Source organism: Flavobacteriaceae bacterium (assembly GCA_003443635.1).
Classification (GTDB): Bacteria; Bacteroidota; Bacteroidia; order Flavobacteriales; family Flavobacteriaceae; genus AU392.
Genome location: CP031964.1, coordinates 876,269 through 902,825 on the forward strand (window position 1 = coordinate 876,269; position 26,557 = coordinate 902,825).

Annotated in this window: 25 protein-coding genes and 1 riboswitch; of the genes, 24 read left to right on the forward strand and 1 reads right to left on the reverse strand. The window is 31.4% G+C overall.

Annotation, left to right across the window (positions count from 1 at the left end):
• The 19 genes from D1817_03795 to D1817_03885 all read left to right on the forward strand — a co-directional run bounded on the left by D1817_03795 (position 1) and on the right by D1817_03885 (position 19,685).
• Complete coding sequence (locus D1817_03795) at positions 1-1,179, forward strand: aminotransferase class I/II-fold pyridoxal phosphate-dependent enzyme (protein ID AXT19019.1); 1,179 nt, start codon at positions 1-3, stop codon at positions 1,177-1,179.
• Between the two features lie 22 nt (positions 1,180-1,201).
• Entirely contained in the window at positions 1,202-1,615 is a 414-nt protein-coding gene (locus D1817_03800; protein AXT19020.1) for an Rrf2 family transcriptional regulator, read from the forward strand.
• Between the two features lie 93 nt (positions 1,616-1,708).
• Complete coding sequence (locus tag D1817_03805) at positions 1,709-1,972, forward strand: DUF2061 domain-containing protein (GenBank protein ID AXT19021.1); 264 nt, start codon at positions 1,709-1,711, stop codon at positions 1,970-1,972.
• 2 nt (positions 1,973-1,974) lie between these two features.
• Positions 1,975-2,595, forward strand: a complete 621-nt coding sequence (locus D1817_03810) for a phosphoadenylylsulfate reductase (GenBank protein ID AXT21221.1) — start codon at positions 1,975-1,977, stop codon at positions 2,593-2,595.
• 9 nt (positions 2,596-2,604) lie between these two features.
• Positions 2,605-3,513, forward strand: a complete 909-nt coding sequence (gene cysD / locus D1817_03815) for a sulfate adenylyltransferase subunit CysD (GenBank protein ID AXT19022.1) — start codon at positions 2,605-2,607, stop codon at positions 3,511-3,513.
• A gap of 65 nt (positions 3,514-3,578) precedes the next feature.
• A complete protein-coding gene (locus D1817_03820) occupies positions 3,579-4,826 on the forward strand; it encodes a sulfate adenylyltransferase (protein ID AXT19023.1) in 1,248 nt (415 codons plus the stop codon).
• Positions 4,827-4,835: 9 nt separating this feature from the next.
• Positions 4,836-6,950 (forward strand): HEPN domain-containing protein, encoded by a 2,115-nt coding sequence (locus D1817_03825; GenBank protein ID AXT19024.1) that lies wholly within the window; start codon positions 4,836-4,838, stop codon positions 6,948-6,950.
• Positions 6,951-6,957: 7 nt separating this feature from the next.
• Positions 6,958-7,728: a uroporphyrinogen-III C-methyltransferase gene (gene cobA, locus D1817_03830; protein AXT19025.1), complete on the forward strand. Its 771-nt coding sequence runs from the start codon at positions 6,958-6,960 to the stop codon at positions 7,726-7,728.
• A gap of 8 nt (positions 7,729-7,736) precedes the next feature.
• Positions 7,737-8,321: a bifunctional precorrin-2 dehydrogenase/sirohydrochlorin ferrochelatase gene (locus D1817_03835; protein AXT19026.1), complete on the forward strand. Its 585-nt coding sequence runs from the start codon at positions 7,737-7,739 to the stop codon at positions 8,319-8,321.
• Position 8,322: 1 nt separating this feature from the next.
• The gene (locus D1817_03840; protein ID AXT19027.1) at positions 8,323-9,375 is read left to right on the forward strand and encodes an NAD(P)/FAD-dependent oxidoreductase; all 1,053 of its coding nucleotides are present in this window, start codon (positions 8,323-8,325) and stop codon (positions 9,373-9,375) included.
• A 92-nt stretch (positions 9,376-9,467) separates the two neighbouring features.
• Positions 9,468-9,797 carry a ferredoxin gene (locus D1817_03845; protein AXT19028.1) on the forward strand — a complete coding sequence of 110 codons (330 nt, stop codon included), beginning with the start codon at positions 9,468-9,470 and terminating at the stop codon, positions 9,795-9,797.
• Positions 9,798-9,806: 9 nt separating this feature from the next.
• Positions 9,807-10,571, forward strand: a complete 765-nt coding sequence (locus D1817_03850; GenBank protein AXT19029.1) for a serine acetyltransferase — start codon at positions 9,807-9,809, stop codon at positions 10,569-10,571.
• Complete coding sequence (cysM, locus tag D1817_03855; protein ID AXT19030.1) at positions 10,564-11,454, forward strand: cysteine synthase CysM; 891 nt, start codon at positions 10,564-10,566, stop codon at positions 11,452-11,454. The genes D1817_03850 and cysM overlap by 8 nt, the downstream gene beginning before the upstream one ends.
• A 56-nt stretch (positions 11,455-11,510) precedes the next feature.
• Positions 11,511-11,643, forward strand: a riboswitch (SAM riboswitch).
• Positions 11,644-11,726: 83 nt separating this feature from the next.
• Positions 11,727-12,725 (forward strand): 5-methyltetrahydrofolate--homocysteine methyltransferase, encoded by a 999-nt coding sequence (locus D1817_03860; GenBank protein ID AXT19031.1) that lies wholly within the window; start codon positions 11,727-11,729, stop codon positions 12,723-12,725.
• A 39-nt stretch (positions 12,726-12,764) separates the two neighbouring features.
• A complete protein-coding gene (metH, locus tag D1817_03865) occupies positions 12,765-15,440 on the forward strand; it encodes a methionine synthase (protein AXT19032.1) in 2,676 nt (891 codons plus the stop codon).
• 16 nt (positions 15,441-15,456) lie between these two features.
• Complete coding sequence (gene metF, locus D1817_03870; protein ID AXT19033.1) at positions 15,457-16,413, forward strand: methylenetetrahydrofolate reductase [NAD(P)H]; 957 nt, start codon at positions 15,457-15,459, stop codon at positions 16,411-16,413.
• Between the two features lie 90 nt (positions 16,414-16,503).
• The gene (locus D1817_03875) at positions 16,504-17,763 is read left to right on the forward strand and encodes a pyridoxal phosphate-dependent aminotransferase (GenBank protein AXT19034.1); all 1,260 of its coding nucleotides are present in this window, start codon (positions 16,504-16,506) and stop codon (positions 17,761-17,763) included.
• Between the two features lie 54 nt (positions 17,764-17,817).
• Positions 17,818-18,933 (forward strand): acyloxyacyl hydrolase, encoded by a 1,116-nt coding sequence (locus D1817_03880; GenBank protein ID AXT19035.1) that lies wholly within the window; start codon positions 17,818-17,820, stop codon positions 18,931-18,933.
• A gap of 5 nt (positions 18,934-18,938) precedes the next feature.
• Positions 18,939-19,685 carry a DUF2807 domain-containing protein gene (locus D1817_03885; protein AXT19036.1) on the forward strand — a complete coding sequence of 249 codons (747 nt, stop codon included), beginning with the start codon at positions 18,939-18,941 and terminating at the stop codon, positions 19,683-19,685.
• On the opposite strand, the gene gldA is transcribed toward D1817_03885, so the two are convergent.
• Positions 19,682-20,578 carry a gliding motility-associated ABC transporter ATP-binding subunit GldA gene (gene gldA / locus D1817_03890; protein AXT19037.1) on the reverse strand — a complete coding sequence of 299 codons (897 nt, stop codon included), beginning with the start codon at positions 20,576-20,578 and terminating at the stop codon, positions 19,682-19,684. The genes D1817_03885 and gldA overlap by 4 nt on opposite strands.
• 248 nt (positions 20,579-20,826) lie before the next feature.
• On the opposite strand from gldA, the gene D1817_03895 reads away from it, so the two are divergent.
• The 5 genes from D1817_03895 to D1817_03915 all read left to right on the forward strand — a co-directional run bounded on the left by D1817_03895 (position 20,827) and on the right by D1817_03915 (position 26,524).
• A complete protein-coding gene (locus D1817_03895; protein AXT19038.1) occupies positions 20,827-21,654 on the forward strand; it encodes a prephenate dehydratase in 828 nt (275 codons plus the stop codon).
• The gene (locus tag D1817_03900; protein ID AXT19039.1) at positions 21,651-22,799 is read left to right on the forward strand and encodes an aminotransferase class I/II-fold pyridoxal phosphate-dependent enzyme; all 1,149 of its coding nucleotides are present in this window, start codon (positions 21,651-21,653) and stop codon (positions 22,797-22,799) included. The genes D1817_03895 and D1817_03900 overlap by 4 nt, the downstream gene beginning before the upstream one ends.
• Positions 22,796-23,647, forward strand: a complete 852-nt coding sequence (locus D1817_03905; GenBank protein ID AXT19040.1) for a prephenate dehydrogenase — start codon at positions 22,796-22,798, stop codon at positions 23,645-23,647. The genes D1817_03900 and D1817_03905 overlap by 4 nt, the downstream gene beginning before the upstream one ends.
• 61 nt (positions 23,648-23,708) lie before the next feature.
• Positions 23,709-24,791 (forward strand): 3-deoxy-7-phosphoheptulonate synthase, encoded by a 1,083-nt coding sequence (locus D1817_03910; protein ID AXT19041.1) that lies wholly within the window; start codon positions 23,709-23,711, stop codon positions 24,789-24,791.
• Between the two features lie 89 nt (positions 24,792-24,880).
• A complete protein-coding gene (locus tag D1817_03915; protein AXT19042.1) occupies positions 24,881-26,524 on the forward strand; it encodes a hypothetical protein in 1,644 nt (547 codons plus the stop codon).
• Positions 26,525-26,557: the final 33 nt, after the last annotated feature.

Consider the following 26,557-nt stretch of genomic DNA (forward strand, 5'->3'; position numbering starts at 1 on the left):
ATGAGTTATCAATTAGAAACAGAAGCAATTCGAACACAAACTGAGCGTACACAATTCTTAGAACACACAAGCCCATTATACTTGTCATCAAGTTTTATATTTGAAGATGCTGAAGACATGAGAGCATCTTTTACAGAAGAAAAAGATCGCAATATTTATAGTAGGTTTTCAAACCCAAATACTACTGAGTTTGTTGAAAAAATGTGTAAACTTGAAGGTGCAGAAAGTGGTTATGCATTTGCGACAGGAATGGCCGCTATATTTTCGACATTTGCAGCGTTATTAGATAGTGGTGATCATATTGTTTCCGCACGCTCTGTATTTGGGTCAACACATACTTTATTTACAAAATATCTCCCCAAATGGAATATTACGACTAGCTATTTTAAAGTAGATGACGAGATTGCTAAAATTGAAGCTTTAATTACTTCAAAAACAAAAATATTATATGCTGAATCACCTACAAATCCAGCTGTAGATATTCTAGATTTAGAAGTTCTAGGAGGAATTGCAAAAAAGCATAACCTTATTTTAATTATTGATAATTGTTTTGCTACGCCTTATCTACAACAACCTATAAAATTTGGAGCTGACCTTGTAGTGCATTCGGCAACAAAGCTTATTGATGGTCAAGGTCGTGTTTTAGGAGGTGTTGCAGTTGGAAGAGAAGATTTAATACGAGAAATCTATTTGTTTTCAAGAAATACAGGTCCTGCATTATCACCATTTAATGCTTGGGTACTTTCTAAAAGTTTAGAAACATTACATGTGAGAGTAGATAAACACTGCGAGAATGCATTTAAAGTAGCAGGATTTTTAGAAAACCATTCGCAAGTAAATTGGGTAAAGTATCCGTTTTTAAAATCACACCCACAATATGAAGTTGCAAAAAAGCAAATGAAATTGGGAGGTAATATTATCGCTTTTGAAGTAAAAGGAGGTATTGAAGCGGGCCGTAAATTTTTAAATGCTATAAAACTTTGTTCACTATCTGCTAATTTAGGAGATGCTAGAAGTATTGTAACACATCCAGCATCCACAACACATAGCAAATTATCTAAAGAAGATCGATTGGAAGTTAGTATTACAGATGGATTAGTTAGAGTGTCTATTGGTTTAGAACATACAGAAGACATTATTAAGGACTTAAATCAAGCATTAATTATAAGTGGGGAATAAGTAAAATAAGTATATTAGCGAGATGCTTTCTAAGAAAACAAAATATGGATTAAAAGCACTTGCTCATATTGCTAAAAGCGAGAATGATATTCCAGTAGCTATTGGGACAATTGCAAAAAATGAAAATATTCCACAAAAGTTTTTAGAAAGTATACTACTTACCTTGAGGAAATCAGGATTTTTAGGCTCTAAAAAAGGAAAATTAGGAGGGTATTATTTAATAAAACAACCTTCAGAAATTTTAATGGCAGATATTATGCGCGTTTTAGAAGGACCAATAGCAATGGTGCCATGTGTAAGTCTTAATTTTTATGAAAAATGCGATGATTGTCCAGATGAAACAGCTTGCAGTGTTCATAAATTAATGATTCAAGTGAGAGATAATACGCTAAAAGTATTGCGAAATACTACACTTGAAGACCTCGCTAGCAAATAATCATAAAAAAGTATTAAATCGTTTAAAAGTTTCAGTTTAAATTATACATTTGCAATTCCTAGTATTCCGATAGGAATTATATATATAAAAATTATGATAGGACAAGTATTAACAAATTCTAAAGCTAAAGAAGCTTCAACATACGAAAAAGACAAAGTTTCAGAGAAACCTCTAAGAAGCTTGGTTAAATCTATAAGTTGGAGAATTGTAGGCACCTTAGATACAGTGTTAATCTCTTGGTTTATTACTGGTAAGTTAGATTTAGCATTTACAATTGGCTCTATAGAATTAGTGACAAAAATGGTACTCTATTTTTTTCATGAACGTTTATGGAACAGCATTAAATGGGGAAAATAATTATGATAAAAGAAAAAGAAATACAAGCATTAAACCAAAAATTAAGAAATGCTAGCCCTAAAGCAATTATAGAAGTCGCTTTAAATGTTAATGCTAAATCTGTTATTACTACTAATTTTAGACCTTATGAAGCTGCTATACTGCATGCCGTTAGTAATGTTGATTCTGAAATATCAGTAATATGGTGCGATACAGGTTATAACACAAGACAAACTTATAAACATGCGAATGAATTGATAGAAAACTTAAAGCTTAATGTATCCTTATATGTGCCTAAGCAAACTACAGCACATCGCGATGTTACTATGGGAATTCCCAATATTGATGACCCAATGCATAAAGAATTTACTGAACAAGTAAAATTAGAACCATTTAGAAGAGCAATGAATACTCATCAACCAAATATATGGTTTACCAATTTAAGGAAAGGGCAAACAGCGTTTAGAGATAGCATAGATATTTTTAGTTTAGGTTCGGATGGTATTTTAAAAGTAAGCCCTTTTTATCATTGGTCAGATAATGATTTAGATGTGTATTTAGAAGAACATAATTTGCCTAATGAATTTAAATATTTTGACCCAACAAAAGTATTAGATAATAGAGAGTGTGGTATACACGCATAAAAAGATAAAATGAATAATAATATATCTACAGCACATATAAATCCATTAGAAAACGAAAGCATTTATATTTTTAGAGAAGTAGCAGCACAGTTTGAAAAACCTGTACTATTGTTTTCCGGAGGTAAAGATTCAATTACATTAGTGCGTCTAGCACAGAAAGCATTTTATCCAGCTAAGATTCCATTTCCTTTAATGCATATAGATACGGGGCATAACTTTCCTGAAACTATTGAATTTAGAGATAAACTAGTAAAAGAATTAGGCCTAGAACTTATTGTAAGAAATGTTCAAGATTCTATTGATGCTGGGAAAGTAAAAGAAGAATCAGGGAAGTATTCAAGCCGGAATTCATTACAAACTACGACGCTTTTAGATGCCATCGAAGAATTTAAATTTGATGCTTGTATTGGTGGCGCAAGACGAGATGAAGAAAAAGCAAGAGCAAAGGAACGTATTTTTTCTGTTCGTGATGATTTTGGACAATGGGATGAGAAAAATCAACGCCCAGAATTATTTGATATGCTTAACGGGCAAATAGAATTAGGACAAAACGTGCGTGTCTTTCCAATTTCTAACTGGACAGAATTAGATGTTTGGTCCTATATCGAAAAAGAAAATATCGAAATTCCCTCAATCTATTTTGCACATAAACGCAAAGTGTTTTTAAGAGACGGATTAATCTGGTCGCATTCAGAATATGTATATCAAGAAGAAGATGAACAAGTAGAAGAGCTGATGGTGCGTTTTAGAACTGTTGGAGATATGAGTTGTACTGCAGCTGTATTATCTGATGCAGTAGATATTTCTACGGTAGTACAAGAAATTAGAGATTCCAGTATTTCAGAACGTGGTGCACGTATTGATGATAAACGTTCAGAAGCAGCGATGGAAAAACGTAAACAACAAGGGTATTTTTAAAATTAGAAGTACAAATTAAGAAATAAAACAAATTCCTTTTCTTTTAGAAAAGATAGTATATAAAAATGGAAGTTTTAAAAATAGCAACAGCCGGAAGTGTAGATGATGGAAAGAGTACGTTAATAGGACGAATTCTTTATGATACAAAATCTTTAACTACTGATAAACTAGAGGCAATTGAAAAAACCAGTAAACAAAAAGGGTATGATTATTTGGATTTCTCTTTAGCTACGGATGGTTTAGTGGCAGAGAGAGAGCAGGGTATTACTATAGATGTAGCTCATATTTATTTTTCGACAGCAACAAAAAGTTATATTATAGCAGATACTCCAGGTCATGTAGAATATACACGTAATATGGTAACTGGAGCATCAACTTCGCAAGCTGCAATTATTTTAATTGATGCCAGAAAAGGTGTGATTGAACAAACTAACCGTCATTTCTTTATCAATAATCTGTTGAGAATTAAAACAGTAATTGTAGCTGTAAATAAAATGGATTTGGTGAATTATTCAGAAGAGCGATATAATGAAATCAAAGCAGATTTTGAAGCTTTAATGAGTAAGCGTGATTATCAAGATCAGAAAATAGTATTTGTTCCAGTAAGCGCTTTGAAAGGTGATAATGTAGTTAATAAAACTAAAGAAATGCCTTGGTATAGCGGACAACCGTTATTAGAATATTTAGAAGCAATACAACAAAAAGATATTTTTAATATAGGAACTCCGAGGTTCCCCATACAATATGTAGTACGACCTAAAACAGATGATTTTCATGACTTTAGAGGGTATGCAGGTAAAGTTTACGGAGGAGAATTAAATGTAGGTGACGATGTGGTAGTATTACCATCACAAACAAAATCTAAAATTAAAGATATTTATTTCTATAATCAAAAATATCAAACTGCATCAAGACGCTCATCAGTAACAATTACGTTAGAAGACGATATTAATGTAAGTAGAGGAGATATGATTGTGAGAGATGGCGATTTACCAACGATAGATAAACAATTTACAGCAACAATTTGTTGGATGGACGCTTCGCAATTAACTTCTGGAGGAAAATATGTAGTGCAACATGGTATAAATAAAGTATTGGCCAAAGTTGATGCTATTCATCATAAAATAAACCCTGATTACTCAGGAATAGATTCAGATGTTTCTGAATTAAAAGTAAACGATATCGCTTCGGTAACGTTTAAATTAAACAAACCAATATTTCATGACGCATTTAAAAATCACAGAACTAATGGGTCATTTATTTTAATTGATACTCAAACAAATAACACCGTAGGTGCTGGTTTCATACAATAACAATTAACTATGCAAAGCTTTAGAACAGAAATAGAGAATCCTGTAGTAGAAAAGGATGTCATTGAATTAGCTAACAAAATTGAACTTTTTCACAAAGGTAAAATAGATGAAGAAAAATTTCGTAGCCTACGTTTAGCACGTGGTGTTTATGGACAACGTCAAGAAGGCGTACAAATGATTCGTATTAAACTACCCTATGGTAAAGTTTTAAGTAATCAATTACGTCGTATTTCAGAAGTTTCAGATGAGTATTCTCGTGGTCGTTTACACATTACAACACGTCAAGATATTCAAATTCATTATGTGAGTTTAGATCGTACACCAGAGCTTTGGGCTGAACTAGAGCGTGATGATGTAACGCTTAGAGAAGCTTGTGGTAATACAGTACGTAACGTTACAGCTTCAGAAACTGCAGGGATTGATGTAAATGAACCTTTTGATGTCTCGCCATATGCAGATGCATTATTTCGTTTCTTTTTAAGAAATCCGATTTGCCAAGAAATGGGTAGAAAATTTAAAGTATCATTTTCTGCTTCAGATGAAGATACAGGATTGTCTTATATGCACGATTTAGGATTTATTGCTAAAATTAAAGATGGAGTGCGTGGTTTTAAAGTGATGCTAGGTGGTGGTTTAGGTTCGCAACCAAGGCATGCAGATGAATTATACAGTTTTTTATCTTCAAATAAAATTATCCCTTTAATGGAAGGAGTAGTGCGTATTTTTGATCGTTATGGAGAACGTAAAAGTCGTGCAAAGGCAAGAATGAAATTCTTATTAAAAGATATAGGATTAGAAGCATTCAAGCAATTGGTTGAAGAAGAACAAAATGCTATCGAACATAAAACAGTAACTATAAATGCAGACACTTATCAGGCATCTACCCCAGTTACTATTGAAGCACCACAAGTTGATATTAAAAATCAGAAAGCATTCGAGTTATGGAAATCTACAAACGTGATTCCTCAAAAACAAGATGGCTATGTTGCTATTGGAATTAAAGTATTGTTAGGAGATTTTTATACAGATAAAGCACGATTATTAGCAGATTTAGTAGAGAACTATGCAGCTGGTGAAATTCGTTTATCACTACGTCAAAATATATTAATTCCTTTTGTGAAAGAAGACTTGGTTCCATTTTTCTATACTGAATTAGAGAAGCTAGGGTTTGAAGAAGCAGGATATAATAAAGCAGTAGATATTACAGCGTGCCCTGGTACTGATACTTGTAATTTAGGGATAGCAAGTAGTACTGGGATTGCTGAAGAACTAGAAAGAGTTATTAAAAATGAATATCCACAGTATTTAGAAAATAACGATTTAGTGATTAAAATTAGTGGTTGTATGAATGCTTGTGGGCAACACAATATGGCAAATATTGGATTCCAAGGGATGTCTGTTCGTACACCGGATAAATTAGTAGCACCAGCACTTCAAGTATTATTGGGTGGAGGAAACAAAGGTAATGGTCAAGGTCATTTTGCAGATAAAGTAGTAAAAGTACCAAGTAAAAGAGGCCCAGAAGCTTTACGTCGTATTTTAAATGATTACGATAACAATGGGAAAGGGAAATCATTTTTAGAATATTATTTAGAAAAAGGAGAAAAATACTTCTATGATTTCTTAACTGACCTTTCAGATGTAACTAACCTTACTCAAGACGATTTTATCGATTGGGGAGAGGAAGAAAAATACAAAAAAGAGATTGGTATTGGGGAATGTGCAGGTGTAGTTATCGATTTAATAGCAACACTATTTTTAGAAAGTGAAGAGAAAATTGAAAATGCAAAAGTATCATTTGATAATGAAGTGTATTCAAGTGCTATTTATCATGCATATAGTTCATTAGTGAATTCCGCAAAAGCTATATTATTATCAGAAAACAAATCAACAAATACCCAAGCAGGAATTATTAAAGATTTTGATGAGTTATTTGTGAGTACCGAAAAAATAACTTTAGGAGTATCATTTTCAACATTTATTTATCAAATCAAAACAGAGGCACCAACAAGAGCATTTGCTTTAAATTATATTACTAATGCAGAGCAATTTCTTCAAAAAGTAAGATCATATCGTGCTATTGCAGTAGCCCAAGAGAATGATATAATTGGAGTAGCAAAATAATTTTAAGATGAATATAATACCTAAGTTAACAGTTGTAGGAGCAGGGCCTGGAGATCCGGATTTAATTACACTTAAAGCTATTAAAGCCATTAAATCTGCAGATGTCATTTTGTATGATGCACTTATAAACGTAGATTTGTTAAATTATGCGTCTTCTGAAACAGAAATTATTTATGTAGGAAAGCGTAAAGGGTGCTATGCATATCAGCAAGATCAGATTAATGAATTGATTGTAAGTAGAGCAAAAAGCCATGGTCATGTAGTAAGGTTAAAAGGGGGAGATCCATTTATTTTTGGAAGAGGCGCAGAAGAAATGGATTATGTGAATGAATTTAATATAGAAACAGAAATGGTGCCTGGAATATCTTCAGCTTTAGCTGTACCAGCAAGTCAAGGTATTCCATTAACAAAAAGGGGGGCATCAGAAAGTTTTTGGGTGATTACTGGCACAACAAAACAGCATAAGTTGTCGGATGATGTAAAATTAGCAGCAAAGTCATCTGCAACTATTGTAATTTTAATGGGAATGAGTAAATTGAATGAAATTGTTAATGTGTTTTTAGCTGAAAATAAAAAAGATAAACCGGTAGCAATTATTCAAAACGGAACCAGAGATAATGAAACTTATGGTTTTGGAACTATAGAAACCATAAGTGATGTTGTTGCAGAAAAGAACTTATCAAACCCTGCAATAATTGTTATTGGAGAAGTAGTAAAAGAACGTGTAAATCTAAATTCGATTTACGAAAACGTAAAAGAAGAAGTAGTTACAATTTAGTTTTAAAAATGAACGACAGAAATAATCTATATCCTATTTTTTTAAAGATGAATAATCTTAAGGTTCTTATTGTAGGTGGTGGATTTGTAGCTGAAGAAAAACTATCATTTTTATTAAAGTCAAGTCCGGATGCAGAAATAACCATAGTATCTCCTATGTTTAGAGAAGGTACGGTTGAGTTGGCAAAAAAAGGAAATGTAACACTTGTAGAAAGCGAATATCATAAACGCTTTTTAAAAGGGAATCATATTGTAATAGCAACAACAGATATCCCAAAAATAAATATTAAAGTATATAAACATTGTCGAAAAAGAGATAAATTAGTAAACGTAGCCGATAATCCACCATATTGTGATTTTTATATGGGAGGGATCGTTACAAAAGGTAATGTAAAAGTAGCTATTTCGACCAATGGCCAATCACCTACGACAGCAAAACGATTGCGTCAATTTTTTGAAGATGTCATCCCAGAGAATGTAGATGATTTGGTGAAAAACTTAAACGAGTATAGAAAAACAATAAAAGGAGACTTTGAAGAGAAAGTCGAAGTTTTAAACGAATTCACAAAAGGATTAATAGAAAAAAAAGCTTAAAATGATTAAAACAGATATACTTATAATTGGAGCGGGACCAACAGGTTTATTTACTGTTTTTGAAGCAGGGTTATTAAAATTAAAATGTCATTTAATTGATGCATTACCACAACCAGGGGGGCAATGTTCAGAGATATATCCTAAAAAACCAATCTATGATATTCCAGGTTTTCCAGAGGTATTAGCTGGAGATTTAACAGATAATTTACTCGAACAAGGAAAGCAATTTGAACCTGGATTTACTTTAGGTGAGCGTGCAGAAACGATCGAAAAATTAGATGATGGCACATTTATAGTAACAACTAATAAAGGAACAAAGCATCATGCGCCAGTAGTTGCAATCGCAGGTGGTTTAGGAAGTTTTGAGCCACGTAAACCAAAACTAGAGAATCTTGAAAAATATGAAGACAATGGTTTAGCTTATTTTATTAAAGATCCAGAAATTTATAGAAATAAAAGAGTAGTCATTGCTGGAGGAGGAGATTCTGCTTTAGATTGGTCCATTTTTTTAGCGGATGTAGCATCAGAAGTAACCTTAATTCATAGACGTAATGAGTTTAGAGGCGCACTGGATTCTGTAGAAAAAGTACAAGAATTAAAATTACTTAATAAAATTAATTTAATCACTCCCGCTGAAGTTACTGAGCTTAAAGGCGAGAATAAGCTGGAAGCAATTGTTGTAGAAAAAGATGGAGAGAAAACACTAATTGAAACAGATGAGTTTTTACCATTATTTGGATTATCTCCAAAATTAGGACCAATAGGCAATTGGGGATTAGAGATAGAAAAAAACGCCATTAAAGTAAATAATGCGTTGGATTATCAAACTAACATACCTGGCATTTTTGCAATAGGAGATGTTAATACTTATCCAGGTAAATTAAAATTAATTCTTTGTGGTTTTCACGAAGCAACTTTAATGTGTCAAGCTGCATATCAAATTATTAATCCAGGTAAAAAATATGTACTTAAATATACAACGGTAAGTGGTATAGATGGGTTTGATGGTACTAGAAAAGAAGCACCCAAAGCAGTGGTAAAAGCAATTCAATAATTAAATTTATAAAATGCTTAACACAAGATTTTCTTAAAATTAAAAGGAAATCAAGTAACATTGCAATCTAATTAGGTGCAAATTTTAAAGTAATGAGTGACGTAAATATAAAAATCACAGACAGAGACGGAGAAATTCATAGTATTGAAGCGCCAACAGATATGGCGATGAATTTAATGGAAGTAATTCGGTCTTATGAATTAGCTCCAGAAGGAACCATAGGTGTATGTGGAGGGATGGCAATGTGTGCGTCTTGTCAATGTTATATTGTATCAGAACATCAATTAGATGAGATGGGAGATGAAGAAGAAGCGATGCTATCTGAAGCATTTGATGTAAAAGAAAATAGTAGATTGGGATGTCAAATACCCATTACAGAAGCATTAGAAGGTTTAGAAATAGAAATTGCACCTGAATCATAATTTTTGAATATGGCAACAATAATGAAACATAAAGCATTATGTTATAATATAAGACTGAAGGATACAATAGAAGCTTTTACTAAACGATTATTCTATACCCTTTTTGATGATGAAGAAACTCAAAAGGCTGAACTTAAAGTATTAGAGAAAATATTCTTAGAAGAAATATGTATAGACGTCTGTATCGAAAATGCTGATTTAATATGGGAAGCTTTTAAAAGACAGCTTCCAGAAGTAAGACGAAAACTTGATTTAGATGCATTAGCTATAGAGCAAAATGATCCGGCTGCTAAGAGCTTAGAAGAAGTGTATTTAGCCTATCCAGGATTTCATGCTATTACTATTTATCGTTTAAGTCATGAATTATATGTGTTGAACACACCAGTTGTTCCAAGAATGATGAGTGAATATGCACATGGGTTAACAGGTACAGATATTCATCCAGGAGCAACTATTGGAAATTCGTTCTTTATAGATCATGCTACAGGAACAGTAATAGGAGAAACTTCTGTTATTAAAGATAATGTTAAAATATATCAAGGTGTGACTTTAGGAGGCATTCAAGTCAAAAAAAGTTTATCATCTACTAAAAGGCATCCTACAATCGAAAATAATGTAACTATTTATGCAAACGCTACTATTTTAGGAGGAGACATTGTTATTGGAGCAAATAGTATTATCGGAGCTAATGTTTGGATTACGAAATCTATTCCAGAAAACTCAATAGTAACATATCAATTAGAAAATAAAATAAGTGTTAGAAAAAATGATTGATAGCAAAAGTATTACTGATCAAATAGGAAATACACCAATAGTTGAAGTACGTAATATAGTTACTAATCCAAATGTGAGATTGTTTCTTAAGTTAGAAGGTAACAATCCTGGAGGAAGTGTAAAAGATCGTGCAGCATTTAATATGATTAGTGAAGCTTTAAAACGAAATGAAATCCAGAAAGGAGACACTTTAGTTGAAGCTACTAGTGGTAATACAGGTATTGCATTGGCATTTATTGCTCAGATTTTAGGATTAAAAATGATCTTAATCATGCCTGAAAACTCTACAGAAGAACGTGTTAAAACAATGAAAGCTTATGGTGCTGAAGTGATTTTAACATCATCAGATCGTGGTATCGAAGGATCTAGAGATTTAGCAATAGAACTTAATGAAACTAAAGGGTATTTTTTACTGAATCAATTTGCTAATGATGATAATTGGAAAGCGCATTATAAAACAACAGGACCCGAAATTTGGCGAGATACAAATCAAGAAATAACACATTTCGTATCAGCTATGGGTACTACTGGGACTATAATGGGAGTATCTACTTATCTAAAAGAGAAAAATAAAAATATTACTATTGTTGGTGCGCAACCTACAGATGGATCTAAAATTCCTGGAATCAGAAAATGGCCAGAAGAATATTTACCTAAATTCTTTAACAGAGCTAAAGTAGACCAGGTGATAGAAGTGAGTGAAGCAGATGCTCGTAAAATGACTGTAAGATTAGCTCAAGAAGAAGGTGTTTTTGCAGGAATGAGTAGCGGTGGATCTGTAGCAACTGCTATAAAAGTATCAGAATCTATAGATAGCGGTGTTATTGTTGCAGTTATTTGTGATAGAGGTGATCGTTATTTATCATCAGATTTATTTGAATAAGATTAAAAAATAAAAATAATTGCATTAATTTTGCAATTCAGTTCATTTACGTATTTATGTTATCAAGAAAGGCAGAGGGATTAGACCCGATGAAGCCTTAGCAACCCTTTATTTATGCTGATGTCTATCAGTATCTTAAAGAAGGTGCTAAATTCTACCTAACACATTTAGTGTGCGGATAGATAACTCAGATGTATTTTTATAAAATACAATCCCATATTTCTTAATAACATATCTATTAGAACTTTTAAAAATTAAAAGAAAAGATAGTTATGACTATTTGGGAAGCAATAAAAGAAAGAATTTTAGTATTAGATGGAGCAATGGGAACGATGCTTCAAGCATATAAATTCACCGAAGAAGATTTTCGTGGTGAACGTTTTAAGGATTTTCACATTCCATTACAAGGGAATAATGATCTATTATCTATTACACAACCAGAAGCAATAAAAGAAGTTCATGCAAAATATTTTCAGGCAGGAGCAGATATTGTAGAAACCAATACATTTTCAGGAACAACTATAGCAATGGCAGATTATGAGTTAGAAGATTTAGTTTATAAACTCAATTTTCAATCTGCAAAACTAGCTAAAGAAGTTGCTGATGAATTTACAACAAAAGAACCTCATAAGCCTCGTTTTGTAGCAGGTTCTATGGGGCCAACTAATCGTACAGCAAGCATGTCACCAGATGTTAATGACCCTGGGTATCGTGCTGTAACTTTTGACGAATTAAGAATTGCATATAAGCAGCAAGCAGAAGCATTAATGGACGGAGGTTGTGATATGCTATTGGTAGAAACGGTTTTTGATACGCTAAATGCTAAAGCAGCATTATTTGCGATTGAAGAAATAAAAGCAGAACGATCTATTAGTATTCCTGTAATGTTGAGTGGAACAATAACTGATGCAAGCGGACGAACTTTATCAGGGCAAACTGCTGAAGCATTTTTAATTTCAGTATCACATATTCCACTACTCTCAGTTGGTTTTAATTGCGCTTTAGGAGCTAATTTATTACAACCACATTTGGAAGTAATTGCATCAAAAACAGATTTTGCGATATCAGCGCATCCAAATGCAGGGCTACCAAACGCTTTTGGTGAGTATGATGAATCTCCAGAAGAAATGGCAGCTCAAATAGAAGAATATTTAAAGCGAGATTTAATAAACATTATTGGAGGTTGTTGTGGTACTACACCAGAGCATATTAAAGCTATAGCAGATGTTGCAGCAAAATATCAACCTAGAAGAATTGCTATTCCTATATAGATAGGAATCTTGTAAATTAATAATTGAGTTATTATAAGAATGAGTATTCAAAAAAAATATATGCGTTTATCGGGATTAGAACCACTAATCTTTAATGAAAATAGTAACTTCATAAATGTAGGCGAGCGTACTAATGTAGCAGGATCAAGAAAATTTTTACGATTAATAAAAGAAGAAAAATTTGATGAAGCATTAGATATAGCAAGACATCAGGTAGATGGAGGAGCACAAATTATTGATATTAATATGGATGATGGTCTTATTGATGGGAAAGAATCAATGGTAAGGTTCTTAAACCTCATAGCCGCAGAACCTGATATTTGTCGTGTTCCAATAATGATAGATAGCTCAAAATGGGAAATTATTGAAGCTGGCCTCCAAGTAATCCAAGGAAAATGTGTTGTTAATTCTATTTCTTTAAAAGAAGGCGAAGAAAAATTTATTTGGGAAGCTACTCAAATAAAACGCTATGGCGCAGCCGTTATTGTTATGGCTTTTGACGAAGTTGGACAAGCAGATAATTATGAGAGACGTATAGAAATTGCAAAACGCTCCTATGATGTATTGGTGAATAAAGTAGATTTCCCTTCAGAAGATATCATTTTCGACTTAAATATTTTTCCAGTTGCAACAGGTATGGATGAGCATCGTCGTAATGCCATCGATTTTATTGAAGCTACGTGTTGGGTACGTGAAAACCTTCCTAATGTTAGTGTAAGTGGAGGAGTAAGTAATGTATCATTTTCTTTTAGAGGTAATAATACTGTTCGTGAAGCGATGCACTCAGTGTTTTTATATCACGCTATTCAAGCGGGGATGAATATGGGGATTGTGAACCCTGCAATGTTAGAGGTGTATGATGATATCCCAAAAGACTTATTAGAATATGTTGAAGATGTAATTTTAGATAGGAAAGAAGATGCCACAGAACGTTTGTTAGATTTTGCCGAAACTGTAAAAGGAAACAAAAAAGAAGAAGAAGGACAAGTTCAAGAATGGCGTAACTATCCGTTACAAGAACGTATTACACATGCTTTAGTAAAAGGAATCGATACTTATATAATTGAAGATGCTGAAGAAGCACGTTTGCTGGCATCTAAACCAATCGAAGTTATAGAAAGTAATTTGATGATTGGAATGAATGTAGTTGGTGATCTTTTTGGAAGTGGAAAAATGTTTTTACCTCAAGTAGTAAAATCTGCTCGAGTAATGAAAAAAGCAGTAGCACATTTACAACCTTATATCGAAGCAGAAAAAGACGAACAACAAAAAGCTTTAGGTAAAGTATTAATGGCAACTGTAAAAGGGGATGTACATGATATTGGAAAAAATATTGTTAGTGTCGTATTAGGTTGTAATAACTATGAGATAGTTGATTTAGGTGTGATGGTGCCCCCAGAAAAAATAATTGAAACAGCTAAAAAAGAAAATGTCGATATTATTGGCCTTTCAGGATTAATTACACCCTCATTAGATGAAATGGTGTATTTGGCAAAAGAAATGGAACGTCAAGATTTTAGTGTTCCATTGTTAATTGGAGGAGCAACAACATCTAAGGCACATACTGCTGTAAAAATTGATCCTGAATATAAAAATGCAGTAGTACATGTAAATGATGCATCTCGTGCAGTAACTGTTGTTGGTGATTTATTAAATGATAAAACAACACATGCATATACGGCAAAACTTAAAAAGGATTATGATGAATTTCGAGAGAAATTTTTAACTAGAGGAAAAGCAAAATCATACATTTCTATTGAAGAAGCAAGAGCAAAAAAATATAAAATAGATTGGGAAACTTCTGAAATTATAAAACCTAAAGAATTAGGAGTTCAAATTTTAAAACAGTTAAGTTTAAAAGAATTAGTGCCTTTTATAGATTGGACTCCATTTTTTAGATCTTGGGATTTGCATGGGAGATATCCAAATATTCTTGAAGATGATATTGTTGGAGAACAAGCAATAGCTTTGTTTGATGATGCTCAGATAATGTTGAAACAGATTATAGATAAGCAGCTGCTGAAAGCAAAAGCTGTATTTGGTTTATTTGAAGCTAACACAATAAATGAAGACGATATTTCTATTCAGAAAAAAGGAAAAGAAATAGCTATATCTAGGACATTACGTCAACAATTAAAGAAAAGAGATACAATTCCCAATATAGCTTTAGCAGATTTTATTGCACCCAAAGAAACAGGTAAGACAGATTATATAGGTATGTTTTGTGTATCTATTTTTGGAGCAGATGAACTAGCTCAATATTATAAAGATCAACAAGATGATTATAATGCAATTATGGCGCAAGCTATAGCAGATCGTTTTGCTGAAGCATTCGCAGAATATTTGCATAAACAAATTCGTGTAAAACATTGGGGTTATGGCGTAGATGAGAACCTGACGAGTGAAGATTTAATTAAAGAAAACTATAAAGGAATTCGTCCAGCCCCAGGGTATCCAGCCTGTCCTGATCATCTTGAAAAAGAAACTATCTGGGAATTACTTGAGGTTGAAAAATTAATAGGCGTTAAGCTTACAGAAAGCTTAGCAATGTGGCCTGCGGCATCAGTGTCAGGGTATTATTTTGCAAATGAAGAAGCAAAATATTTTGGATTAGGAAAAATTACAGATGACCAGTTAACTGATTATGCTAATCGAAAAGAAATTACAAAAGAAATTGCTAGAAAATGGTTACATCCAAATTTAGCACACAACTAAAAAGAAAATAAGACCAATGAAAGTCATAGATCATATAAAAAATACTAAAAAAGAAACACAATTTTCTTTTGAAATTTTACCACCTTTAAAAGGGCAAAATGTGCAATCTATTTTTGATAATATTGATCCATTAATGGAGTTTAAACCACCATTTATTGATGTAACATACCATAGAGAGGAATATGTGTTTAAAGAAATGGAAGATGGATTACTTAAAAAACAAGTAGTTCGTAAGCGTCCAGGAACAGTAGGAATATGTGCTGCGATTCAAAATAAATATCAGGTAGATGCAATACCTCATATATTATGTGGTGGATTTACAAAGGAAGATACTGAAAACTTTTTGATAGACCTTAATTTTTTAGGTATTGATAATGTAATGGCTTTACGAGGAGACGCGGTTAAAAGTGAAACTTATTTTAGACCTGAAAAAGAAGGACATAATTATGCATCACAATTAGTAGAGCAAATACAAGATTTAAATAATGGTATTTATTTAGACGATGATTTGCAAAATACATTTAAAACTGATTTTTGTATTGGTGTAGCAGCTTATCCTGAAAAACATATGGAAGCGCCAAGTTTAGATAGTGATATCCATTTTTTAAAAAAGAAAATTAAAAATGGCGCCACTTATATAGTTACTCAAATGTTTTTTGATAATCAAAAATACTTCGATTTTGTTAAAAAATGTAGAGCAGGAGGAATTACAGTTCCTATAATACCAGGATTAAAACCTATAGCAACAAAAAAGCAGTTAAATTTAATTCCGCATCGTTTTCATGTTGATTTACCAGAAACTCTAATATCGGAGATTATTAAATGTAAAAATAATGAACAAGTAAGAGAGGTAGGTATTGAATGGACAATTAGTCAATCTAAAGAATTATTAAAAGCAGACGTTCCAGTATTACATTATTATTCAATGGGAAAAAGTAGTAATATTAAAGCAATTGCCTCCGAAATTTTTTAATAAAACAATACTATGATTAATAGAATTAGATATTACTTTTGCAAAAAGTAATATCTAATTACAATCAAAGCAAATATTTAACCATAGGAAATGAAAATATCACAATTAGCAGATGGATTAAAAGGCTCTCCAATTATTAAAATTGCCGGAGAAGTTAACGCATTAAAAGCACAAGGAGAAGTGATTTACAATCAAACTATTGGTGATTTTGACCCTTCAGAATTTCCGATTCCAGAGGAATTAAAGCAGGAAATTGTTTCAGCTTATCAAAATGATGAAACTAATTATCCAGCTTCAAATGGAGTTATTGAGCTAAGAGAAAGTGTTTCCAAATATTTATCTAAAAATCTTGAATTGAATTACTCAGCAGATGAGGTATTAATTTCTGGTGGCGCACGTCCTTTAATATATGCATTGTATCAAATAGTTCTAGATATAGATGATACAGTTTTATATCCAGCTCCATCTTGGAGTAATAAAGCATTTACGTATTTAGCAAGAAATAAAGCTGTAGTTGTTGAAACCAAGCCTGAAAATAAATTTATGCCAACGGTAGCAGATATTAAACCGCATATTAAAGATATAGGTTTGATGGCGTTATGTTCTCCTCTAAACCCTACAGGAACTACTTTTGATAAAAAAACACTTTTAGAGATTTCAGAATTGGTTGTTGCTGAAAATAAAAGAAGAGTTGTCGAAAATATAAAACCTCTTTATGTATTATATGATCAAGTATACTGGCAATTAACTTATGGAGATGTGATGCATTATAACCCTGTGAGTTTAGTTCCGGAAATGCGAGAATATACCATTTTTGCTGATGCTATTTCTAAAGCTTTTGCCGGAACAGGAATAAGAGTAGGTTGGGCTTTTGGACCAGAATTAATTATTAGTAAGATGAAAGCTATTTTAAGCCTTATTGGTGCTTGGGCTCCAAAGGCGGAACAAATAGCTACTTCTAGATATTTACAACAATCAGATGCTGTTAATACCTATTTACAAGATATTAAGAATGAATTGAGTTTTAGACTAAATAGTTTTTATGATGGTTTTTTAACTTTGAAAGCTAAAGGATTCTCAGTTACAGCTATCAAGCCAGAAGCAGCTTTATATTTAACAGTTCAGTTTGACTTAATAGGAAAGATTACCCAAAATGGAGGTGTATTAAGTACAATAAAAGAAATTACAACGTATTTATTAAAAGAAGCAAAATTGGCAGTAGTCCCATTCTCAGCTTTTGGAGCATCAGAAACTTCAAATTGGTTTAGATTATCTGTCGGAACTGCTAAAAAAGAAGATATTTCTACAATTTTTGAACTATTGGAAAATGCTTTAATTAAATTAAAATAGTAATAAAGAAGGTAATATAATGCAGTTTTAATTATATTATTATTTTTGCTTTATATGCTCACCAGATATATAAGGCAATTTTTAACCTATATTCCATTTACAGTTTCTATTCTTGTTTTTTCTCAAGCGGAACAAAATAACAATACTTCATATATTGATGTTAATTATTTTAAAGGAAATATAGCTTTACATAACAAAGATATTCTTCGATTGATAATAAATAGACCAGAAGGGTTTGTTTTAAGCTGGAACAAAAAAACTTTTGGAGATAAAACTTGGGAGCAACGTTATAATTATCCTGATTATGGGGTTTCGTTTACTTATCAAGATTTTGGTAATCCAATTTTAGGAATTAATTATGGAATTCATGCTCATTATAATTTCTATTTCCTTAAACGCAGTTTAATATTCAGAATAGGCCAAGGTATTGCTTACGCAACAAATCCTTTTGATAAAATTGAGAACCCCAGAAATATTGCTTTTGGCTCCGATATATTGAGTAGCACATATGTGTTACTTAATTATAAAAAAGAAAATTTAATAGATAGATTTGGTTTGCAAGCAGGATTAGCATTAACACATTATTCTAACGGAAGTATAAAAGCTCCAAATACAAGCATTAATACTATTGCTCTTAATATTGGAGTAACTTATAATTTAGATGAGGAAAATCTGGAATATATTAAGAACGAAGGACCTAAAGAAAAATATACAGAGCCTTTAAAATATAATATTGCATTTAGGAGTGGTGTTAATCAAAGTGATGTGGTGGGGACAAACCAATTTCCTTTTTATATTTTTTCAGGATATATAGATAAGCGTTTGACTAGAAAAAGTGCTATTCAGTTTGGTGCGGATGTATTTTTTTCAAGGTTTTTAAAAGAATTAATACAATTTGAGAGTGTTGCATTTCCTGAAAATAATGTAGATCTAAATACAGATTATAAACGCGCAGGTCTTTTTATAGGTCACGAATTATTTATTAATAAATTATCCATCATATCTCAATTAGGATATTATGTTTATTATCCTTTTGATTTTGAGGGAAGAACATATTCTAGAATTGGTTTAAAGTATTATTTTGGAAAAAAGTGGTTTGGGGCAGTGACCTTAAAATCTCATGCTGCCAACGCTGAAGCCATAGAATTTGGAATTGGAGTAAGATTGTAATTAAAATGAAAAAAATAGTATATCTCTTTTTAATTTTTGTTTTTGCTTGTGATAGTGAAGATGGGTTTGATTGTTTTCAAACCTCTGGTTCCTCCATTCTCCAAGAAATAGAGATTCCAAGTTTTAGTAAGATTTTAGTAAATAGAGATGTAGAGCTTATTTTAAAAGAAGGGACTGATTTTGAGGTAATTATTGAAACGGGTGAAAACCTATTAAATGACGTGGATGTTACAGTTGTAAATGATCAATTAGAGTTAACAGATAATAATACTTGTAATTTTGTGAGAGATTTTGGAATTACAAAAATATTTGTAACTGCACCTAATATCACAGAAATAAGAAGTTCTACACAATTTGATATCTCTTCAGATGGGGTTTTAAATTATGAAAACTTAACACTATTATCTGAAGATTTTAGCGAACCTGACACCTTTAACGTTGGAGATTTTAGACTCCAAGTTAATTCTAATAGATTAAATATTGTTACGAATGGCTCTTCTTTTTTCTTTATAGAAGGGAGTGTTGATAATTTAAATATTAATTTTGCATCAGGCTTAAGCCGTTTCGAAGGGGGTAACTTAATTGCTCAAAATGTTAATGTATTTCATAGAGGAGAAAATGATATGGTTATAAACCCTCAACAGTCATTAACAGGTAGACTTGTAAGTACAGGCAATTTAATTTCTAGAAATAGGCCAGAAGTTGTAGAAATAGAAACGCTTTTTAGTGGGCAACTTATTTTTGAAAATTAATCAGAAGTTAATTCTCTAAACATATTTTCTAAGCTAGCATTTTTTTGGTTAAGTTGAAGGATTTTTAGTTGATTATCGTGTGCAAAATCAAATACGTGTGAACGCATATCTTCATTGGTTGAAAATGTAATTTCGTAAACAAAACCATCTGTATTTGTTACATTTGTTACTTTAGGGAGCTTTGCTAAAAAAGCATCTTCTACACGATAATCAAATTCAACAATTACAATTTGAGCTTTACCTTTACGCAATTCCTGAAGTTTTTTATTAGCAACAATTTCTCCTTTATTAATAATAATAACACGATCGCACATTGCTTCAACTTCTTGCATGATATGAGTAGATAAAAATACTGTCTTTTCTTTTCCTAGAGATTTAATAAGCTCTCTAATATCTACTAATTGATTTGGATCTAAACCAGTAGTTGGCTCATCTAAAATTAAAACATCGGGATTATGAAGTAAAGCATTGGCTAATCCTATACGTTGACGATAACCTTTAGAGAGCTGTTCTATTTTTTTATGAGCTTCTGAGGTCAATCCAGTAAGTTCAATCACTTCATTTACACGTTGCTTATTAATTTTATGTGTGTTAGCGTTAAAAAATAAATATTCTTTAACATACATATCTAAATACAAAGGATTGTGTTCGGGTAAATACCCTACGCTTTTTTGAACATTTTGAGCACTATTTTCCACATCAAATCCATTAACTTTTGCAGTACCTTCATTAGCATTAATGTATGTAGTTAAAATTTTCATCATTGTAGATTTGCCAGCTCCATTTGGACCAAGAAACCCAACAATTTCAGGTTTTTCCACTTTAAAAGATATATTGTTGAGTGCTTTTTGTGTTCCGTACAGCTTTGTGATATTTTCTACTTCAATAGACATATATAAGTATGTTTTTGTAAAAATAAGTATTTAAAAAACGTCTTCAACTAAAAAATATTAGATAACATTTTGTTTTTTCAAATTATTAATTACTTTAGCATCATAATTATAATGAAAACAGCAAATTATACATATTACAATTGGTTCTATTTCTTTTTTAACAGAAGAAACGAGACCATGTATGTGTAATTTATAAAACATAAATTTTTAATACTAAGTCTCGATGTAACCATCGGGATTTTTTTTTGATGAAAAAATTAATAGCAATACAAGGAATTGAAGGCTCATTTCACCATATTGTATCTCAACAATATTTTGAAGATAAAGTGCAAACTAAAAAGTGCTTAAGCTTTGATAAGTTAGTAGATGCCTTAATAAATGAAGAATGTAAAGAAGGTGTAATGGCAATTGAAAATTCTATCGCAGGATCAATAATACCTAATTATGCTTTAATTGATAATCATGATTTACATATTATAGGAGAAAGATATTTAGATATTCAACATAATTTAATGGCTTTGCCAGGCCAGAAAATTGAAGAGATAAAAGAAGTGCATTCACATCCAATGGCATTACTGCAATGCAAAACATTTTTTAAATCACATCCGCATATAAAACTAGTTGAAGATAAAGATACTGCTGAAGTTGCAAAGCGAATTCATCAACAAAAATCCAAACACATTGCAGCTATTGCTAGTTTATCTGCTGCAAAAATATTTGAATTAAACATTTTAGCGTCAAGCATTCAAACGATAAAACATAATGAAACCCGATTTGTAATTGTAAGTAAAACAAATTCAAACCTCAATTTTAAAACTATAAATAAAGCATCATTAAAATTAGAGTTGAATCATAAAAGAGGGAGTTTATCAGCAATATTAAATGTAATGAGCGATTGTAAACTAAACTTAACTAAAATACAATCTTTACCAAAAATTAATACACCATGGGTATATGCATTTTTTGTAGATGTTACTTTTGAAAAGTATTCAGATTATAGTAAAGCAAAATCTTTAATGAGTATAATGGCAGAAGATTTTAAAGTATTAGGAGAATATAAAAATGAAAAAGTATGATTACAACAGCTGATAGATTAAGTACCGTGGAAGAATACTATTTTTCTAAAAAACTGAGAGAAGTTAATTTGCTTAAAGCAAATGGGAAACCTATAATTAATTTAGGGATAGGAAGCCCAGATTTACAACCACCACAAAAAGTAATATCAGCTATAGTTGAGAGTTTAGAAAGCCCTGTGGCTCATAAATATCAGAGCTATCAAGGTTTGTTAGAACTCAGAGAGACAATGGCTCAGTTTTATAGAGCACAATTTCAAGTACATTTAAGTCCAATAACAGAAGTGCTACCCTTAATGGGAAGTAAGGAAGGAGTGATGCATATTTCTATGGCTTATTTAAATGAAGGAGATGCTGTGTTAATTCCTAACCCTGGTTATCCTACTTATGCTGCGGTAACTAAATTGTTAGGAGCAAAGCCTATGTTTTACGAATTAGATGAAACTAAGCAATGGCTTCCAGATTTGAAAGCTATAGAAAAAAATGATTTAAGTAAAGTAAAGATAATGTGGGTTAATTATCCACATATGCCAACAGGAGCTCAAGCTACTCATGAGTTTTTCGAAGAGTTGGTGGCTTTTGCAAAGCGTAATGATATTTTAATAGTTAATGACAACCCATATAGTTTTATTTTAAACGATTCGCCTTTAAGTTTATTAAATATTAAAAACGCTAAAGATGTGTGTTTAGAGTTAAACTCGTTGAGTAAAACCTTTAATATGGCAGGTTGGCGTGTAGGCATGGTAATGGGAAACGAAACACATATTGCTAATATTTTAAAAGTGAAAAGTAATATGGATTCTGGAATGTTTTATGGGATTCAAAAAGGAGCTATTGAAGCGTTAAAATGCTCTAACTTTTGGTATTTAAGTTTAAGTAGTGTTTATGAACAGCGTCGAAAATTAATCTGGAAACTTGCTGAAGCTTTAAATTGTACTTTTAATGAAAAAGCAATAGGGTTGTTTGTATGGGCAAAATTACCTGAATTTTTTGAAGCTGAAAATTTTATAGATTTAGTGCTTAAAAATTATAACATATTTATTACACCAGGAACTGTATTTGGAAGTAAAGGAGAAGGATATATAAGATTTTCTTTATGTGCATCAACAGAAGAAATAGAAGAAGCAATAGCTAGAATACCAAAATGAAAAACATATATGTCATAGGAGTTGGATTAATAGGAGGAAGTTTGACTCTTGCAATCAAGAAATTAAATCCTGAAACTATTATTTATGGTATTGATACCAATGAAACACATTTAGAAGAAGCTATTAAATTAAATGTAATAGATAAGAAAACACATTTAGGAACTATTGGAAATGCAGATTTAGTTATTTTATCTATACCTGTAGATGCTTGTGTTTATCAAATATCACATATTTTAGATATTGTTTCAGAAGATACATTGGTAATTGATGTAGGATCTACAAAAGTAGATATTTGCAATGCTGTTAAAGATCACCCTAAACGAAGAAACTTTTTAGCAACACATCCTATTTCTGGAACAGAGTTTTCGGGTCCTAGTGCAGCAATAGATAATTTATTTAACGGGAAAACAAATATTATTTGTGAAGTAGAAAAAACAGCATTTAAACTTCAAGAAAAAGCTTTGAAATTATTTCAAGATTTAGGAATGCGAATTCGATATATGAACCCAGAGGCGCACGATAAGCATATTGCTTATGTATCACACTTATCTCACATTAGTTCTTTTATGCTAGGAAAAACAGTAATAGAAAAAGAAAAGAATGAACGAGACATTTTTGATATGGCAGGAAGTGGTTTTGAATCTACAGTGAGGTTAGCGAAAAGCTCCCCAGAAATGTGGACTCCTATTTTTAGGCAAAATAAAAATAATGTAATAGAAACATTAGAAGAATATATTAATAATCTCATTGCGTTTAAAGATTTAATGAAAAGAGACGATTTTGAAACTATTAAAAGTGAGATGAAGGCAACGAATTATATAAAACAAATTTTAAAAGGAATAGCTTAAATAGTTAAGATAATTATTAAAGACGACTATAGCTTAAGCATCAATAGAAATTAAGATTAAAATGGAAAACAAGAAAGAATTAGGAACTTGGTTAGATAAATTTGGATTAAATCACCCATTAGTAATTGCTGGTCCGTGTAGTGCAGAAACTGAGGCGCAAGTATTAAAAATTGCACATCAACTTAAAGATAGTGATGCAACAGTTTTACGTGCAGGAATTTGGAAACCAAGAACACGTCCTGGTAATTTTGAAGGTGTAGGTGCTTTAGGTTTAAAGTGGTTACAAAAAGCAAAAAAAGAAACAGGAATGTTAACAACTACAGAAGTTGCTAATGCAAACCATGTAGATTTAGCGTTACAACACGATATAGATATTTTATGGATTGGAGCAAGAACTACAGTAAGTCCGTTTATAGTTCAAGAAATTGCAGAAGCTTTAAAAGGAACTGATAAAACAGTTTTAATTAAAAACCCAGTAAACCCAGACTTATCTTTATGGTTAGGTGCAGTGGAACGATTTTATACGGCAGATGTTAAAAATTTAGGCGTGATACATAGAGGGTTTTCAACTTACGAGAAAACAAGATATCGTAATAATCCAGAATGGCAAATACCAATAGATCTTCAAAATCGTTTTCCTGATTTGCCAATAATTTTAGATCCATCTCATATTGCAGGGCGTCGTGATATTATTTTCGACTTGTGTCAAACTGCGTTAGATTTAAATTTTGATGGATTAATGGTAGAAACACATTATGACCCCGATAATGCTTGGAGTGATGCAGCGCAACAAATTACTCCAGCTACCCTAATTCAATTTATGGAAGATTTAAAAATTAGGAAACGAACAGATGATGAGATAGAGTTTAAAAATAAGTTAAATACGCTTCGAACACAAATTGATGTTATTGATCACCAACTTATAGAAACTCTAGGAAAACGAATGAAAGTTGCTGATGATATAGGAGCGCTGAAAAAGAGTAAGAATGTAGCAGTTTTACAAGCCAAACGCTGGAATGAAATTCTTGGAAAAATGATCCTTCAAGGAGAAGAGAAAAATTTAAGCGAAGAATTTATCCTTAGAGTATTTAAAGCAATTCATCAAGAATCTATAAATCATCAGAAGAAGATTATAAATGGATAAGTTTTTATTTACAAAATAATATGTATATATTCGAAAAAGTTCAACAAATTATTGTTGAACTTTTTTAATAAAGAACCAACTTAACCATTATGAGAAAACACATTTTAGTATTATTTTTATTGAGTTCAACTTTTTTTATTACTGCTCAAAGTAAATTAGGTCCAATTACTATTATTCAAGGAGAAGAGATTATAGAGGATTCTGAAAAGATAGTAAGAATAGCAGGAGAATTAAATGACAAAATTTATACACTTGCAATTAAAAAGAAAGCTTATTTTGTAAAAGTTTTTAATTCTTCAGATATGTCATTAATTTCTACTAATGAGATAGATTTATCTGAGTTTAATGGAAAAGATATTGATTTTGAGGATTTTGCGGTAATTAATAATGGTATCTATGTTTTTGGTAGTGTATATGATAAAAAAACTAAAATTTCTAATCTTTTTGGATTTGAAGTTTCAGAAGATGGTAAACTAACTAATAAAAAGAAGAAAATATTTTCAACAAAAGTTACTAAAAAGAAAGAAAGAGGAGCATTTTATTTTAAAGACTCACCTACAGAAGATAGACTTCTAATATTACATGCAACAATTTTTGAAAAAGAAGAAGCTATTCAATATGAAATTAAATTATTAGATCAAGACTTAAGTGAATCTCTAAGTCATCTAGAAAAAATCCCTTTTAAAGATAGAAAGGATTTAGAATTTACTATAGCTGATTTTGATGTTAGTATAAATGATGATGTTTTTTTAGTCATTAATGAAAGTTATAGAGATAGAAAAGAGAAAACTAATAAAGAAAAATTTCAAATCCATGCTTTTAAAAGTGAAAATGCATATAATAAAGAAATCATTGATATAAAATTTACTGATAAAGAAATTATCAATTGTGAAATGCTTGCAAATCAAGACGGAAAATTACAATTGGTCGGCTTTTATTCAAGCGTAAGAAAAAATGGAAAAACCAATAAAGATTTGAAAGGTGTTTATGCTTCAGTTATAAATGTGAAAACAAATGCTGTAGAACAATTAAGATTTAACGAGTTAGATCATGAAACAAAAGTAAAATTGATAGGCGAACGTAGAGCTAAAAAAGGAAAAGATGTAAAACCACTTTATTTAACTCATAGTTTGATCGAAAGAAATGATGGAGGACTTATTTTACTTTCTGAATATCAATTAATTCAAGTAGGAAGAAGTAGTGGAATAGGGCCATTAGCAGTCACTCCAATCCAACATATTAATAATGAAATTATAGTTACTTCATTAAACCCAGATGGATCAATTGATTGGACTAATGTAATTGCTAAAAAACAAATTGCAGCTTATGCTTCATTTTCTCTAGGATTTTCAGCTTTTTCAGGTAATGGAAACTTTACTGTAGGAGCAGGGATAAATGTGCCAATAGCAACGTTAGGAAGAGGGCCTGAATATTTAAGTGCAATGCCAATATATGAAAATGAACAACTTATAGTTATCTTTAATGATAATGAAAAAAATATAAATATCACTGATATTGAAGAAATTAAAACAATGAAAGTTTATAATAAGGCGATACCTACTGCTTATGTTTTTGATAAAGAAGGAAATATCAATAGGGTTGATCAAGGAAAGTATCAAAAAGGTCAATTAATTTTAAGACCAAGAGTATTCTACAGAAAAAGCCCAAACGAATACATAATATATTCATCAAGAAAATCTCAAGATAAACTTGGAAGATTATTTCTCGAATAAAAGCATATAAAAAACACACAAAAAAGACTCATA